The sequence below is a fragment of the Streptomyces sp. NPDC033177 genome, assembly GCF_055577715.1.
On sequence record NZ_JBVIPS010000007.1, the window covers coordinates 329,287 to 344,184 of the forward strand.

The 14,898-nt window shown below is 71.6% G+C and carries 15 protein-coding genes; 13 read left to right on the plus strand and 2 right to left on the minus strand.

Translation table 11 applies throughout. The annotated features are described in order from the left end of the window. Positions 1–206 precede the first annotated feature (206 nt). Positions 207–1,586, minus strand: a complete 1,380-nt coding sequence (locus tag ACZ5U5_RS25270) for an MFS transporter (protein ID WP_469025636.1) — start codon at positions 1,584–1,586, stop codon at positions 207–209. A gap of 300 nt (positions 1,587–1,886) precedes the next feature. Between ACZ5U5_RS25270 and ACZ5U5_RS25275 the strand changes: the two genes are divergently transcribed. The 11 genes from ACZ5U5_RS25275 to ACZ5U5_RS25325 are packed head-to-tail and all read left to right on the plus strand — an operon-like array spanning position 1,887 to position 12,151. Next, positions 1,887–3,374: an aldehyde dehydrogenase family protein gene (locus tag ACZ5U5_RS25275; protein WP_469025638.1), complete on the plus strand. Its 1,488-nt coding sequence runs from the start codon at positions 1,887–1,889 to the stop codon at positions 3,372–3,374. A gap of 31 nt (positions 3,375–3,405) precedes the next feature. Beyond that, complete coding sequence (locus tag ACZ5U5_RS25280) at positions 3,406–4,359, plus strand: VOC family protein (RefSeq protein WP_469025641.1); 954 nt, start codon at positions 3,406–3,408, stop codon at positions 4,357–4,359. Continuing rightward, positions 4,356–5,153, plus strand: a complete 798-nt coding sequence (locus tag ACZ5U5_RS25285) for an aspartate dehydrogenase domain-containing protein (protein ID WP_469025643.1) — start codon at positions 4,356–4,358, stop codon at positions 5,151–5,153. The genes ACZ5U5_RS25280 and ACZ5U5_RS25285 overlap by 4 nt, the downstream gene beginning before the upstream one ends. Then, entirely contained in the window at positions 5,153–5,935 is a 783-nt protein-coding gene (locus tag ACZ5U5_RS25290) for an alpha/beta fold hydrolase (RefSeq protein ID WP_469025646.1), read from the plus strand. The genes ACZ5U5_RS25285 and ACZ5U5_RS25290 overlap by 1 nt, the downstream gene beginning before the upstream one ends. Positions 5,936–5,949: 14 nt before the next feature. After that, positions 5,950–6,471 carry a cupin domain-containing protein gene (locus ACZ5U5_RS25295; RefSeq protein ID WP_399391996.1) on the plus strand — a complete coding sequence of 174 codons (522 nt, stop codon included), beginning with the start codon at positions 5,950–5,952 and terminating at the stop codon, positions 6,469–6,471. Beyond that, the gene (locus tag ACZ5U5_RS25300) at positions 6,464–7,219 is read left to right on the plus strand and encodes an SDR family oxidoreductase (protein ID WP_469025649.1); all 756 of its coding nucleotides are present in this window, start codon (positions 6,464–6,466) and stop codon (positions 7,217–7,219) included. Before ACZ5U5_RS25295 ends, ACZ5U5_RS25300 begins: the two co-directional genes overlap by 8 nt. A 19-nt stretch (positions 7,220–7,238) precedes the next feature. Beyond that, positions 7,239–8,024 (plus strand): SDR family oxidoreductase, encoded by a 786-nt coding sequence (locus ACZ5U5_RS25305; protein ID WP_469025652.1) that lies wholly within the window; start codon positions 7,239–7,241, stop codon positions 8,022–8,024. 11 nt (positions 8,025–8,035) lie between these two features. Continuing rightward, the gene (locus ACZ5U5_RS25310; protein ID WP_469025654.1) at positions 8,036–9,925 is read left to right on the plus strand and encodes a thiamine pyrophosphate-binding protein; all 1,890 of its coding nucleotides are present in this window, start codon (positions 8,036–8,038) and stop codon (positions 9,923–9,925) included. A 12-nt stretch (positions 9,926–9,937) separates the two neighbouring features. Next, positions 9,938–10,873, plus strand: a complete 936-nt coding sequence (locus ACZ5U5_RS25315; RefSeq protein WP_469025657.1) for a PDR/VanB family oxidoreductase — start codon at positions 9,938–9,940, stop codon at positions 10,871–10,873. 19 nt (positions 10,874–10,892) lie between these two features. Beyond that, a complete protein-coding gene (locus ACZ5U5_RS25320; protein ID WP_469025660.1) occupies positions 10,893–11,117 on the plus strand; it encodes a recombinase-like helix-turn-helix domain-containing protein in 225 nt (74 codons plus the stop codon). Between the two features lie 5 nt (positions 11,118–11,122). Continuing rightward, a complete protein-coding gene (locus ACZ5U5_RS25325) occupies positions 11,123–12,151 on the plus strand; it encodes a Rieske 2Fe-2S domain-containing protein (RefSeq protein ID WP_469025663.1) in 1,029 nt (342 codons plus the stop codon). Between the two features lie 3 nt (positions 12,152–12,154). Here ACZ5U5_RS25325 and ACZ5U5_RS25330 read toward each other — a convergent pair whose 3' ends face one another. Beyond that, on the minus strand, positions 12,155–12,697 hold the full coding sequence (locus ACZ5U5_RS25330; RefSeq protein WP_469025666.1) for a MarR family winged helix-turn-helix transcriptional regulator: 543 nt from the start codon (positions 12,695–12,697) through the stop codon (positions 12,155–12,157). Positions 12,698–12,869: 172 nt separating this feature from the next. On the opposite strand from ACZ5U5_RS25330, the gene ACZ5U5_RS25335 reads away from it, so the two are divergent. After that, the gene (locus ACZ5U5_RS25335; RefSeq protein ID WP_469025669.1) at positions 12,870–13,541 is read left to right on the plus strand and encodes a FadR/GntR family transcriptional regulator; all 672 of its coding nucleotides are present in this window, start codon (positions 12,870–12,872) and stop codon (positions 13,539–13,541) included. Positions 13,542–13,681: 140 nt separating this feature from the next. After that, the gene (locus ACZ5U5_RS25340) at positions 13,682–14,722 is read left to right on the plus strand and encodes a PAC2 family protein (RefSeq protein ID WP_469025671.1); all 1,041 of its coding nucleotides are present in this window, start codon (positions 13,682–13,684) and stop codon (positions 14,720–14,722) included. Positions 14,723–14,898 lie beyond the last annotated feature (176 nt).

A 14,898-nucleotide genomic window follows, 5' to 3' on the forward strand; every position in this document is an offset into this window, starting at 1 on the left:
CCACCCCTCCCTTCCCAAACCCCTTCCCCCCCCCCCCAACCCCCCCCCCACCCCCCCCCCCCCCCCCCCCACCCCCCCCTCCCCCTCCCCCCCCCCCCCCCCCCCCCGGCCGGCGTTTGAGGACGAACTCGGCGAAGCCGGTGATGACGGCCACCAAGGCTCTCGCGCCAGAGCGAGTTTTCGGGAAGGGGCGGGGTTGGGGAATCTTAAGGTGAGACCTCCTCCAGGCGCCGCCCGGCAGTCTCCTCCGCCCCGAAGGCGGCCACCACGGACCCCACCAACGCCACAGCCCCCAGCATCACAAACACCGTCGAAACGTTGCCGCCCGCGTACACCACACCCACCACGATCGGGCCGAGGATCACGCCGAGGCGGTTCATCGCCCCGCCGACACTGCTGCCGAGTGCCCGCATCCGCGTCGGGAAGAGTTCCGGCGTGTAGAGGTACAGGCAGATGTTGGAGCCGAAGAAGAAGACCGCGGCGAGCGAGGTCCACACCAGGACCTGGACCGGCGTGTCCGCGCCGACCGCCGCGAGCGCCACCAGCATCACCGCCGCCCCGCCCAGACAGCCGGTGATGACCTTCCGCCGCCCAAGCCGGTCGACGGTGAGCGCGGCCACGAGGCAGCCAAGGAGGCCCGCGCAGGACGTGACCGTCGAGTAGAGGAGCGCGTCGGAGAGGGTCAGGTCGTAGCGGTTCTGGTAGATCGTCGGGAGCCAGGACGTGATGCCGTAGTTGACGAAGTAGCCGGTGAACCAGAGCACGCCGATGATCAAGGTCCGGCGGCGGTAGCGGCCGGTGAACAAGCCGCGCAGACCGGAAGCCGCCTCGCCGGGGGCCGCGACGGGAAGCGCCTCGGGTACGGGCGGCAGGGGTTTCTTCGTGATCCGCTCGACGTCCGCCTCGATGCCGGACATCACCGCGTCCGCCTCGTCCAGCTTTCCGTGGTCAGCCAGCCACCTCGGCGACTCGGGAACCTTCCGCTGTACGAGGATGCAGAGCAGGCCGGGCAGCGCCGCGATGGCGTACATCCAGCGCCAGCCGAGCATCGGCACCACCCAGGCCGCGACAAGCGCGCCCACGGTCAGGCCCGCCGGGAACACCAGCTCGTAGAGGAGAACGAAGCGGCCGCGCTGGTGGCTGCGGGTGATCTCGGCGATGAAGGTCGCCGCCACCGGCACCTCGCCCCCGATCGCCAGGCCCTGGACGAACCGCAGGGCCATGAAGGCGTCGGGCGAGGTGGACACGGACAGGGCCAGGTTGGCGACGCTGGACAGCGCGATGCACAGCGCGATGACCTTCACGCGCCCGATGCGGTCCGCGAGGCGCCCGGAGAGCAGCGCCCCGATGAGCATGCCGATCGAGCCGACGGTGAGCAGCAGCGTCGCGGCGGACGTGCTGAGGTCCCACTCGTGGCGCAGTTCCGGCAGGGCGTAGGCGATCAGGAGCTGGTCGAAGGCCTCGAAGAAGGTGACCGCGCCCACGATGAGCCGGACGGTGACGTGCCAGCGGCACAGGGGTAGCCGTTCGAAGCGGGCGGCTATGGCGGCCCGGACCGATGGGTCCGGGGAGGCGTCGATCGTCATGCGGGCACTCCGCTGCTGAGGGGGCGGGGACGAGGGGAGGAACGCGACGGCCACGGAGTCTGGGGAAACTCAAGCCAAGAAGCGAGTAAGCGCAAAGTTTCTAAGCGCTTAAGTTGTACCGCCCCTGCACCGGAGCGCGTCAAGAGTCTCCGCAGGGGAAATCCATGAAGACCGCCCACGGACAGGTCTTGCGCTCCAGATATTTAAGCCCTTAGATTTCTAGCGCTTACCGAAGAGCATCCGGAACTCGCCTGAACCACGCGGCGGTTCACTCCGGACACCGCACGCAAGGAGGCCCCCATGCCCCGCATCCCGGCCGACGAGGCCCTCATCGCGGGCCAGTGGCGACGCGGCGCGGGCGCCCCGGCCGACACCGTCGACCCCGCTACGGGCCGCGTGCTCGCCACCGTCCACGCCGTCTCCCTCGACGAGGTCGCCGAAGCAGCCCAGGCGGCGGCCGAGGCCGCCGCCGACCCGCGCTGGCGCGACCTGCTGCCCCACCGTCGCGCCCTGCTCCTGCACCGCGTCGCCGAGCTGATCGAGGCGTCCGCGGAGGACCTCGCGGCCCTGCAGACCGCCGACACCGGCAAGGCCCTCACCGAGACCCGCGCCCTGGTGGGCAGCGCGGCGGCCACCTTCCGCTACACGGCCGCCGCCCTGGAGACCGCCGAGGAGGCCATCACTCCCTCGCGCGGCGACTACGTGACGATGAGCGTGTACGAGCCGATCGGCGTCGTCGGCGCCATCAACCCCTGGAACTCCCCGGTCGCCAGCGACGCCCAGAAGCTGGCCCCGGCGCTCGCGGGCGGCAACGCGGTCCTGCTCAAGCCCGCCGAGTGGACCCCGCTGGTCTCGCTGGCCCTGGGCCGCCTCATCAGCGGCGCCCTGGCGGAATTCGGGCTTCCGGCCGGCCTGCTCTCCGTCCTCACCGGGCGCGGCAGTGTCGTCGGGGACGCGATCGTCCGCGATCCGCGCGTCGGCAAGGTCACCTTCACCGGCGGCACGGGTACGGGCCGGACGCTCGCCCACGCGGCGGCCGAGAAGCTGATGCCGGTCTCGCTCGAACTGGGCGGCAAGTCGCCCACGGTCGTCCTCGCCGACGCCGACATCGAGCAGGCCCTGGCCGGCGTGATGTTCGGGATCTTCTCCTCCAGCGGACAGTCCTGCATCGCCGGGTCGCGGCTCTTCGTCGCCCGCGCTCTCTACGAGGAGTTCGTCGGCGAACTGGTCGCACGGGTGGGGAAGTTGCGCGTAGGGCCCGGCACCTCCCCCGACACCCAGGTCGCGCCCCTCGTGCACCACAAGCACCGGGACTCCGTCGCCTCGTACGTCGATCTCGCCCGCGAGGAAGGCGCACGGGTGCTGTGCGGCGGAGGTGTGCCACAGGGCGCGGAGTACCGGGACGGGGCGTACTACCTGCCCACCGTCCTGGACGGCCTCCCGAATTCCTCGCGGACCTGCCAGGAGGAGATCTTCGGGCCCGTCCTGGTCGCGCTGCCCTTCGACGACGAGGACGATCTCGTGCGGCAGGCCAACTCCAGTGTCTACGGCCTCGCCTGCGGCATCTGGACCAGCGACCACCGGGCCGCCTGGCGGATCGCGCGCCGTGTGGAGGCGGGCACGGTCTGGATCAACACCTACAAGCAGTTCAGCATCGCCACGCCCTTCGGCGGCATGAAGGAGAGCGGCCTCGGCCGCGAGAAGGGCCGCGACGGCATCCGCGCCTACCAGCGCCAGAAGTCCCTGTACTGGGGCCTCTCCGACGCGCCTCTCCCCTGGGCCAACTGAACCCCGTACCTCCGGACCTCTGGAGCAGGTCATGTCACCACCCCAAGCCCACCGTCCCCCGATCGCCCGGCTCCGCGCCCTGCGCTCCGTCGAGCTCCTGACCCCCTCCTTCACCGAGGCCGCCGACTTCTACCAGGAGGTCTGGGGCCTGGAGACCGTGGAGTCCGAGCGCGGCACGGCCGCCTGGCTGCGCGGCACCGGCGCCGAGCACCACGCCCTCCAGCTCACCCGGGCCGACCGCATCGGCCTCGGCAGGATCTCCTTCGCGGTGGCCACGCCCGCCGAGGTCGACGAGGCGGCCCGCAGGCTGCTCGCCCGCGGCATCACACCGGTGGCGGGACCCGGCCCGCTCGACCAGGTCGGCGGCGGCTACGGCCTGCGCTTCACCGATCCCGAGCACCGTCTGATCGAGATCAGCGCGGAGGTCCACGCGGTGCCGCCGCGCGGCCGGGACGGCGCCGTGCCGGTCGGCGTCACGCACGCCGTGCTCAACACGGCGGACATCGACGCCTCCGTCGCCTTCTACCGCGACGTCCTCGGCCTGCGCGTCTCCGACTGGTCCGAGCACCAGATGGCGTTCCTGCGCTGCAACGCCGACCACCACTGCATCGCCTTCAACCAGGCCGAGTGGGCCTCGCTCAACCACGTGGCGTACGAGATGAGTTCGGTCGACCACTTCATGCGGGGCCTCGGCCGGCTGCGGCACCACGGGATCGACCCGCAGTGGGGCCCGGGGCGCCACGGGCCCGGCAACAACACCTTCTCCTACTTCACCGATCCCTCCGGGCTCGTCTGCGAGTACACCTCCGAGGTCGCGCAGATCGTCGAGGACGCGTGGATCGCCAAGGTCTGGCGGCGGGTGCCCGAGCTCTCCGACCTGTGGGGGACGGCCGGGCCGCCGTCGAAGGAGATCCGCTGCCACATGGCGGGGGTGCCCGACCCCGGTCCGCTGTCCGCCCGGAACGAACCGGAGGTCCACGCATGAGCGCCGTACGCAAGGTCGGCATCGTCGGCTGGGGTGCCATCGGGCGCGTCGTCGGCACCGCACTGGCCGAACGCCGGGTCACCGGAGCCGAGTTGACGTGCCTCGTCGACAACCGTCCGCTCGGCGAAAGCGCCCCCGCCCCACAGGTCACCTTCGACGAGGCCATGGAGCGCTGCGATCTCATCGTCGAGGCGGCGGGCCAGGGAGTCGTACGGGAGTGGGGCGAGCGCGTTCTCGCCTCCGGGACCGATCTGCTGATCGCCTCGACGGGCGCGCTCACCGACGAAGAGCTGTCCAAGCGGCTCCTGGCCGCCGGTCCCGGCCGGGTGTACTTCACCGGGGGCGCGGTCGGCGGGCTCGACCTGCTCCAGGCGGTGCGTTCGCTGGGGCCGCTCGACGAGGTGCGGCTCACCACGACGAAACTGCCCGCCACCCTCGAACAGCCCTGGATGGACGCCGAGTTGCTGTCCCGGATGCGGGCGGCCACCGGCCCGGTCGAGGTCATGTCCGGGACCGCGCGCGATGTCCCCGTGAAGTTCCCCAAGTCCACGAACGTCGCGGCATCGGTCGCCCTCGCCGTCGGCGACCTGGACGCTGTGCGGGTCCAGGTCGTCGCCGACCCCGGCGCCCACCACACGCGGCATGTCGTCGAGGCGTCCGGCGCGCACGGCTCGTACCGCTTCGAGGTCGCGCATCTGCCGGACCCCGGCAACCCGGCGACCAGCCAGGTCGTGCCGTACGCGGTCCTGCGCAGCTTGGCCGCGCTCGCGGGGCGGACGGGGCAGATCCTGTGATGGCCGTCCATGTGGAGGAGGCGGGCTCCGCCGGGCCGCTGCTGCTCTGCCTGCACGGCATCGGCTCCTCGTCGGCCGCCTTCGCACCGCAGCTCACCGAGCTGTCCGCGTACGTGCGGGTGGTGGCCTGGGACGCTCCCGGGTACGCCAAGTCCGCTGACCCGGAAGGCGCGTTGGACCTGGACGGCTATGCGGACGCGGCAGCCTCCCTCATCCGGGAACGCGGCGCGAGCGCCCATGTCCTCGGCGTCTCGTGGGGCGGGGTGATCGCGCTGCGGCTCGCGGCCCGGCACCCCGAGCTGGTCGACTCGCTGATCGTGGCGGACTCCAGCGCCGGGTCCGGCACCGACCCCGCGAAGGCCGACGCCATGCGGCAGCGGGCCGCGGAACTCGCTGAGCTCGGGCCGCGGGAGTTCGCCGAGCGGCGCGGGCCCCGGCTCGTCTCGCCGGACGCGCCCCCTCGGCTCGTCCGCCGGGTCGTCGACACCATGGCCGCCTCCGTACGCCTGCCCGGATACGCGTACGCCGCCGAGTCCATGGCCGGAGCCGATCTGCGCCCCGAGATCCCCGGCATCGCGGCCCCCGCCCTCGTCCTCTGCGGCGACCAGGACCGGGTCACCGGCGCCGAGGCCTCCCAGGCCATCGCCGGGGCCCTGCACAAGACCGCCTACGTGATCGTCAAGGACGCCGGTCACCTGGCCAACCAGGAGCAGCCCGAGGCCTTCAACGCCTGGGTCCTCTCGCACCTGCGCATCACCGCCCGTATCGCCGAACACCTCTGAGAAGGAGCCCCTCCATGCCTCTGACCACCACCGAGTACGACAACGGCGGCGACCTCGGCAAGTACACCGACTCGCTGATCGCCACCAAGGAGTCCCGCGTCGCGGACTTCAGCACGCTGTCCTTCCAGGAGAAGGCGGGCCCGCAGTACCGCCGCGGCCAGATCCGGTACGTCGGCTCCGGCGCGACCGGCAACCACGAGAACGACAGCCGCATCCTGCCGTCCGGCGGCTTCACCTTCTCCAACATGCTGCTGCCGCCCGGTGCCGAGGGCCCCGAGCACACCCACCACGACGTCGAGGAGGCCTTCTTCGTCCTGGAGGGGCAGGTCAAGGTGGGCATCCACCGGGGCTCCGAGGAGGCCGAGTACCGCACCCTCGGCTACCGCGACATGATCGTCGTCCCGGCGGGCGTGGCGCGCTCCCTGAAGAACGAGGGTGACACCGACGCGCTCTTCTGCGTCGTCATCGGCACGCAGAAGCCGCAGGTGCCGACGTACCCCGAGCACTCGCCGATGCACGGCGTCACCCGTGACTGACGACCGCTCGACCGACGACCGCACCGTCGTCATCACCGGCGCGGGCCGTGGCCTCGGTCTTGCCATGGCCCGCCGGGCGGGCGAGGACGGCTTCCGGGTCGTCGTCGCCGAGGTGGACGCGGGGCTCGGCGGCGAGGCCGTCGCCGGGTTGCGCGCCGACGGCCTGGACGCGCATTTCGTGCGGTGCGATGTAGCGGACCCGGAGTCGGTGAGCGAACTCGCTGCGGCTGTGCGCGACTTGGGGCCGCTGTACGGCTTGGTCAACAATGCCGCCCTCGCCAACGGCGTCGGCGGCAAGGAGTTCCAGGACATCGACGTCGAGGTGTGGGACCGCCTGATGGCGGTCAACGCCCGCAGCCCCTGGCTCGTCGCCAAGGCCCTGCACCCGCAGTTCCGCTCCCCCGGGCGGATCGTCAACATCGCGTCGGACGCGGCCCTCTACGGGTCGCCGCGCCTGGCCCATTACATCGCCTCCAAGGGCGCGGTCATCGCCCTGACCCGGGCGATGGCCCGCGAGCTCGGCGACCAGGGGATCACCGTCAACGCGGTGGCACCGGGTCTCACCGAGGTCGAGGCCACCGCGACGGTGCCCGCCGAGCGGCACGCGCTCTACCGGGGCAACCGGGCGATCTCGCGCCCGCAGCAGCCGGACGACCTCGTCGGGCTCGTCTCCTTCCTCCTCTCCGAGGAATCCCGCTATCTGACCGGACAGGTGATCGCCGTCAACGGCGGCTTCACCATGAACTGACGCACAGGAGCACTGAGTTATGGATCTGGGCCTCTCCGACCGGACCGTCCTGGTCACCGGCGGCAGCTCGGGCGTCGGCCTGGCCACGGTCCGCGCCCTGCTCGACGAGGGTGCGCGCGTCGCGACCTGCGGGCGTGACGCCGACCGTCTCGCCAAGGCCGCGGCCGGCCTCGGCGGCGGTGACCGTCTCCTGACGGGCGTGTGCGACGTGCGCGACGCGGACGCCGTACGGGAGTTCACCGAGCGCGCGGCGGGCACCTTCGGCTCGCTGGACGGTCTCGTCAACAACGCGGGGCAGTCCCGCATGAAGGGCTTCGACGAGTCGACCGCCGATGACTGGCGCGACGAGCTGGAGCTGAAGTTCGCCGGGGTCCTCAACCCCCTGCACGCGGCCCGCCCGCACCTGGCGGCATCGGACGCGGCGAGCGTCGTCAACGTGAACGCGGTCCTCGCCAAGCAGCCCGAGCCCCGACTCATCACCACGAGCGCCGCCCGCGCGGGCATCCTCAACCTCTCCAAGTCCCTGGCCACGGAACTCGCGCCCGAGGGCATCCGCGTCAACTCGGTCTGCCTGGGCCTGATCGACACCGGCCAGTGGACCCGCCGCCACGCGGCAGCCGAGTCGGGTCTGTCGTACGAGGACTGGCAGGCGGAACTCGCGGCGGACCGCGGGATCGCGCTCGGCCGCCTCGGCCGGGCGGAGGAGGTCGCGTACGCGATCGTCGCGCTGCTCTCGCCCCGCGCCTCGTACACCACCGGCACCAGCATCGACGTCTGCGGCGGCGTCGGCCGCGGCATCCTCTGAGGAGCTCCCCCATGCCACCCACACCATCCACGACGCCCACGCGTCACGCCACCGGCGGTGATCTCCTCGTCGCCGTCCTGCGGGAACTCGGCGTCGACACGGTCTTCGGGATCGTCAGCGTGCACAACCTGCCGCTGGTCGAGGCGGTCGACCGGGAGCTGCGCTTCGTCCCGGTGCGCCACGAGGCGACCGCCGTGAACGCGGCCGACGCCTACGGCCGTGCGCGCGGTTCGCTCGGCTGCGCGCTCACCTCGACGGGTACGGGCGCGGGCAACGCGGCGGGTTCCCTGGTCGAGGCGCTGAGCGCGGGCACCTCCGTCCTGCACGTCACCGGGCAGGTGGAGAGCGAGTTCCTGGGCAGCGGCCGTGGCTTCATCCACGAGACCAAGGACCAGCTGGGCATGCTCAGGGCGGTCTCCACGTACGCGGCGACCGTTCCTTCGACGGAAGACGCGGGCCGCATCCTGCGCGACGCGGCCCGCGCGGCCCTGACCGACCCCGGCGGCCCGGCGAGCGTGGAGTGGCCGGTGGATCTGCAGTACGCGGCCCAGACGGACCCGGCGCCGACGATCGCGGGGGCAACGCTTCCGGGTCCCGGCACGCAGCACGCCTCACCGGCTCCGGAGCAGACCGAGCGGCCCGCGGCCACGCCGGAGAAGGCGGCACCGGACACCACGCTTTCGCTGCCCAGCACACCGAGGACCCCACCGCCTCCGGCAGACGCAGAGCTGCACGTGACCACTCCTTCCGGGGAACCGGCACCGGCGCAGGGGACCGAAAGCCTGCGGACACTCGGCCACCCGGGGGCTACAGCACGGCCCCACCCCATCCCCGCTGCCTCCGAACTCGCAGCCGCTCAAGCCCTGTTGGCCACCGCTGAGCGCCCCCTCATCTGGGCCGGCGGCGGAGCCACCCGTGCGCGCGCCGAGCTGGCCGAGTTGCTGCACGTCACCGGCGCCGGGCTGCTCAGCTCCAACTCCGGCCGGGGTGCCGTACCCGAGGACCACCCGCAGGTCATCGGGAACTTCGCCACCTCCCCGGCGGCCCGCGCCCTCCTCGCGGACGCGGACCTGCTGCTGACCATCGGCACGCACTTCCGGTCCAACGAGACCGCCGACTACGGGCTCACGCTCCCCGAAGCGCACATCCAGATAGACGTCGACGCCGACGCCCTCGGCCGCGTATATCCGGCTCGGCACGCCCTGCACGGTCACGCGCCCGACGTGCTCGCGGCCCTGCTCCCGCACGCGCGCCGGGCCGACGAGAGCTGGACGCACCGTGTCGCCGCCGTCCGCGAGGACGTCCGCGCCACCCTGCACGACAACATCGGACCGCAGGCCGCGATCTGCGACGCCATCCGTGCCGCGCTGCCCCGCGAGGCGGTCGTGGCCCGTGACGTGACCATCCCGTCCAGCAGCTGGGGCAACCGGCTCCTGGAGATGTACGACCCCCGCGACAACGTCTTCCCGCGCGGTGGCGGCATCGGACAGGGGCTCGGCATGGGCATCGGCGCGGCCCTCGCACGGCCCGACGCGCCCACCGTCGTCCTCGCCGGTGACGGCGGGCTCGCCGTCCACCTGGGCGAACTGCTCACGCTCGCCCAGGAGCGGCCACGCCTGACGCTGATCGTCTTCAACGACGGCGGGTACGGCGTGCTGCGCAACATGCAGGACCGCTACAGCGAGCGCCGCTCCGGAGTCGACCTCGCCACGCCCGACTTCGAACTCCTCGCCAAGGCCTGCGGGCTGCCCTACGCCAGGATCGCCGCCGAGGAGCACGCGCAGCCGGTGATCGGCCACGCCGTCGCGTCCGACGGGCCGACCCTCGTCGAGGTCGACCTGGCCCGCCTGGGCCCGATGAAGAACCCGTTCACCCCGCCCGTCAAGATCCCCGGCCAGTGAGGAGGGCCCACCATGACCGACAGCGCACTCACGCTGCTTGTACGCCGTATGACCTGGGAGGCGGACGGAGTCCTCTCCGTTGAACTCGTCCACCCGGACGGCAAGCCACTGCCCGCATGGAGCCCCGGCGCGCACCTCGACCTCCACACGGGCGGCCACGTACGCCAGTACAGCCTGTGCGGCGATCCGCGGAACACCTCCGCGTACCGCATCGGCGTCCTCAACGAGGCTGCGTCGCGCGGAGGTTCGCGGCACGTGCACACCAAGCTGCGGCCGGGCCAGACGGTCACCGCCTCCGAACCGCGCAACCACTTCGCGCTGGAGGACGCCCCCGGCTACCTCTTCATCGCGGGCGGCATCGGCGTCACCCCGCTCCTCGCCATGGCCCGCGAGGCCGCGCGGCGCGGGGCCGACTGGCGCATGGTGTACGGCGGACGCAGTCGGGATTCGATGGCGTTCATCGATGAACTGAGCGTTCTGGACGGCGCCTTGAGCGTCATACCGCAGAACGAGCACGGGCACATCGACCTCGCGTCGGCGCTCGACGGACTGCCCGAAGGCACGCTCGTGTACTGCTGCGGGCCCGAGCCGCTGCTCGCCGCCGTGGAGACGCTCTGTCCGGCGGACCGGCTGCGCGTGGAGCGGTTCGCCGCTCCCGTCGTGGAGCAGGCCGGGGACGACTCGGCGTTCGAGGTGGAGTGCCGGACGTCCGGCCTCACTCTCTCCGTCGGCGCCGGCACGTCCATCCTGCGGGCCGCCGAGGACGCGGGTCTGAGCGTCAACAGCTCCTGCCAGGAAGGCATCTGCGGCAGCTGCGAGACACGTGTGCTCGACGGCACGCCCGATCACCGCGACTTCCTGCTCAGCGAGGCCGAGCACGCCGCGAACGCCTCGATGATGATCTGCGTCTCGCGCTGCGCGTCCGGCCCTCTCGTCCTCGACCTGTAAATCCCCACCGGAGGCAACAGTGACCACCACCTGGCCGTACCTGGACGTCCACCAGTCCCGTACGCACGAGCCGACCCCGTACGAGTACAAGCTCGCCGCCACCCTCGAAGAGATATTCACCAAGGAGGGCCATGAACTCTCCGATGTCGTACGTGGCTTGAACAGCCGCCAGGTCCACGCGCCCGACGGCGCCGCATGGACCGAAGAGTCCTTCCGTGCCGAGATGAACCGACTGGGAGCGTGACCCCGATGACCACCCTGACTCCCCGCGTCGGCCCGGCCGCTTCCGCCGACCACATCTACGCCACCGGCCTGCGCAACCAGTGGCACCCCGTCGTCCCCTCGGACTTCGTGGCCCCCGGTGCCATGCGCAAGGTCACCGCCCTCGGCGAGCAGTGGCTGCTCTTCCGGCGCTCCGACGGCGCCCTCTCGATGCTCGCCGACCGCTGCCCGCACCGTGGGGCGCCCCTCTCCCTGGGCAAACACCTCGGTGACCGGGTGGCCTGCTGGTACCACGGCGTGGAGGTCGAGACCGACGGCACCGTCTCCTCCGTACCGGGTCTGCCCGGCTGCAATCTGGAGGGCAAGAAACTCGTCACGTCGCTGCCCGTCCGCGAGATCGGCGGCGCGATCCTGGCGTACTTCGGCGACGAGCGGCACCCTGAGCCGGCCGAACTGGCGCTGCCCGAGCCGCTCACCGACCCCGATGTCGACGCGATCCTCTGCTACGCGGAGTGGAACGGCCCCTGGCGGTTCGCGGTGGAGAACCTCCTGGATCCGATGCACGGCGCGTTCCTGCACCACGAGTCGCACACGATGTACGACGGCGACACCACCGCCAAGTTCCGTATCCGGGAGACGGACCGCGGCTACTTCTTCGAGAAGACCGACCAGCGGGGCGTCAACTTCGACTGGGTGGAGCTGTGCCGCACCGGCGTGGACTGGGTGGACCTGACCATCCCCTACCCGCCGTCGGCAGGACCCGGCGGCCCGTTCGGGATCGTCGGCATGGTCTGCCCGGTCGACGAGAACCGCACCGGTGTCTTCTTCTGGCGCTACCGCCGGGTGCAGGGCTGGCAGCGCGACACCTGGCGCTTCCTCTACAAGACGCTCATCGAGGAGCGCCACTGGCAGGTCCTCGAACAGGACCGGGTGATGCTGGAAGCGATGCCCGCCGACGCCGACCAGCGCGAGAACCTCTACCAGCACGACCTGGGCGTTGTCCGGCTGCGCCGGATGTACCGCGCGGAGGCGGAGGCCCAGGCCGGCGCCTCATAAGGCTCAGGCCTCCGCTTCGTGAGGTGCGTCGGAGTCGGTGATGGACCGCTCCAGCTTGGACATCAGTCGCGCCAACTGACGGCATTCGGCCGGGGAGAGTCCGTCGAGCATCCGGCGTTCGTTGTCGAGGTGCTCGGCGAACACCTCGTCGATCTTGGCGAGTCCCGTCTCGGTGAGCCGTGAGTAGACGACGCGGCGGTCCTCGGCGTCGCGCTCGCGCACGATGAGGCCGTCCTTCTCCAGGCGGTCGATGCGCAGCGTCACGCCGGCCGACGACACGAGACCGGAGTCGGCGAGCTGGCCCGCCGTGAGCCGGTAGGGCGCCCCGGCCCTGCGCAGCGCGGTCAGCACGTCGAACCCGGCGACCGCGAGGCCGTGCCGCTCGATCGCCGTGGTGAGCCTGGTGTTGTAGCGCAGGAAGGTCCGGTGCAGCCGCGCGAGGACCTCCAGGGGCGCGGTGTCGAGATCCGGCCGTTCCCTCGCCCAGTCCTCGATGATCGACGCGACCGCGTCCCGCTGGGGCCCCGCCGACTTCTTCCCGGCCATCTGCCGTAGCCTCCCTCTCGCCGTCCCGCGGCCGGTGTCCTGCCGCGGTCAGTACGGAAATCTTAGCCCTGAGAGAAGTACGTATGCGCGGGACCTCGTGCACGACGGCGCGGGAACCCGCCATACTCGTCCGACACATCGGATGTCTTCTGTCTTGCGAGGCGAGGTCCCCATGGCTGTCACCGACGAAGCCATCGAAAAGATCAAGGGCATGATCGTCTCCGGCGCGCTGCGCCCCGGCGACCGACTGCCCAAGGAGAGTGAACTCGCCGCCGACCTGGGCCTTTCACGCAACTCGCTGCGCGAGGCGGTGCGCGCCCTCTCACTGATCCGCATCCTCGACGTACGACAGGGCGACGGCACGTACGTCACGAGTCTGGACCCGCAGCTCCTCCTCGAAGCCCTCAGCTTCGTCGTCGACTTCCACCGCGACGACACGGTCCTGGAGTTCCTCGCGGTGCGCCGCATCCTGGAACCGGCTGCCACGGCGATGGCCGTCGCCCATATCACCGAGGCCGAACTCGACGTACTGAGCGACCAGTTGGACGCGCTCGGCCCGGCCCCCTCGGTGGAGGAACTGGTCGCCTGCGACCTGGAGTTCCACCGCGGCATCGTGCAGTCGTCCGGCAACTCGGTGCTCTGCTCGCTCCTGGACGGCCTCTCCGGACCCACCACCCGGGCCCGCGTCTGGCGCGGCCTCACCCAGGAGGACGCCGTCAGCCGCACCCTGCACGAGCACCGCGCGATCCTCACCGCACTGCGCGCCCGCGACGCCGAGGCGGCCAGGTCATGGGCGACGGTGCACATCGCGAGCGTGGAGCAGTGGCTGCGCTCGACGCTGTGAAGCACGGGTTCCGAGGGAGTGCGCGGGCCTTCCGCGGGGCAATGATCCATCCATCGCGGCCCGCGCAAGGGGGCTGCGGAGGGCCCCGCCGGACGCCGTAAGGTTGGGGCGTACGTAAAGGACGTCGGAAGGAGGCCTGGGTGATCGAGCTCGAGGGGGTACCCGAGCTGGTCGACCCGGTCATGGTGGCCGCGTTCGAGGGCTGGAACGACGCCGGCGACGCCGCCTCCACCGCGGTCGCGCATCTCGACAAGGAGTGGAAGGGCGAGGTCTTCGCGGCACTGGACGCCGAGGACTACTACGACTTCCAGGTCAACCGCCCCACGGTCTTCCTGGAGGGCGGCGTCCGCAAGATCACCTGGCCGACGACCCGGCTCTCGGTGGTCCGCGTGGGCGGCGACAAGCCGCGCGACCTCGTGCTGGTGCGCGGGATCGAGCCGTCGATGCGCTGGCGGTCGTTCTGCAACGAGATCCTGGGTTTCGCCCATGAACTGGGCGTGGAGCTGGTGGTGATCATGGGTGCGCTGCTCGGCGACACCCCCCACACCCGCCCCGTCCCGGTGAGCGGCGTCACGTCCGACCCGGACCTGGCCCGCACCATGGACCTGGAGGAGACGAAGTACGAGGGCCCGACGGGCATCGTCGGCATCCTCCAGGAGGCTTGCACGCACGCGGGCGTTCCGGCGGTCAGCCTCTGGGCGGCCGTCCCGCACTACGTCTCGCAGCCGCCGAACCCCAAGGCCACGCTGGCCCTCCTGAACCGCCTGGAAGACCTCATCGGCCTGCGCATCCCGCTGGGCGACCTCGCCGAGGACGCGCGTGCCTGGCAGGTGGGCGTGGACCAGCTCGCCGCCGAGGACAGCGAGGTCGCCGAGTACGTCCAGTCGCTCGAAGAGGCGCGGGACACGGCCGAGCTGCCCGAGGCAACCGGCGAGGCCATCGCCCGCGAGTTCGAGCGCTATCTGCGGCGGCGCGACGGCGGCGGCCCGCCGCAGCCCGGCGGCCACGCCACGGAGGGCGGCGACACCGCCCCGTACCTGCGCGAGAGCCCCAGTGGCGACCGTACGCGGCCGCCGAAGCCGCAAGCGCGCCCGGACACGGAACCGGGGTCCGGAGCGGCGGCGGGACCGGACGAGGAGAGCAGCGACGAATCCGGACCCGCTGATTCCTCCGAGGACTGACAGCGGCACAGAGCGAGTTACCTGGGGCGGCACCTGTGAGGGTGCCGCCCCTTCGCGTTCGGCGTCTGGCCGGATTGAGACGTGACATCGCCTTTCGGACGAATTGCACGAGCTTCCCCGTTCCCCTTGATTTCAAACCCAGTTGGGGCAAAGGGGGTGGACGACCGCGCCCGGCG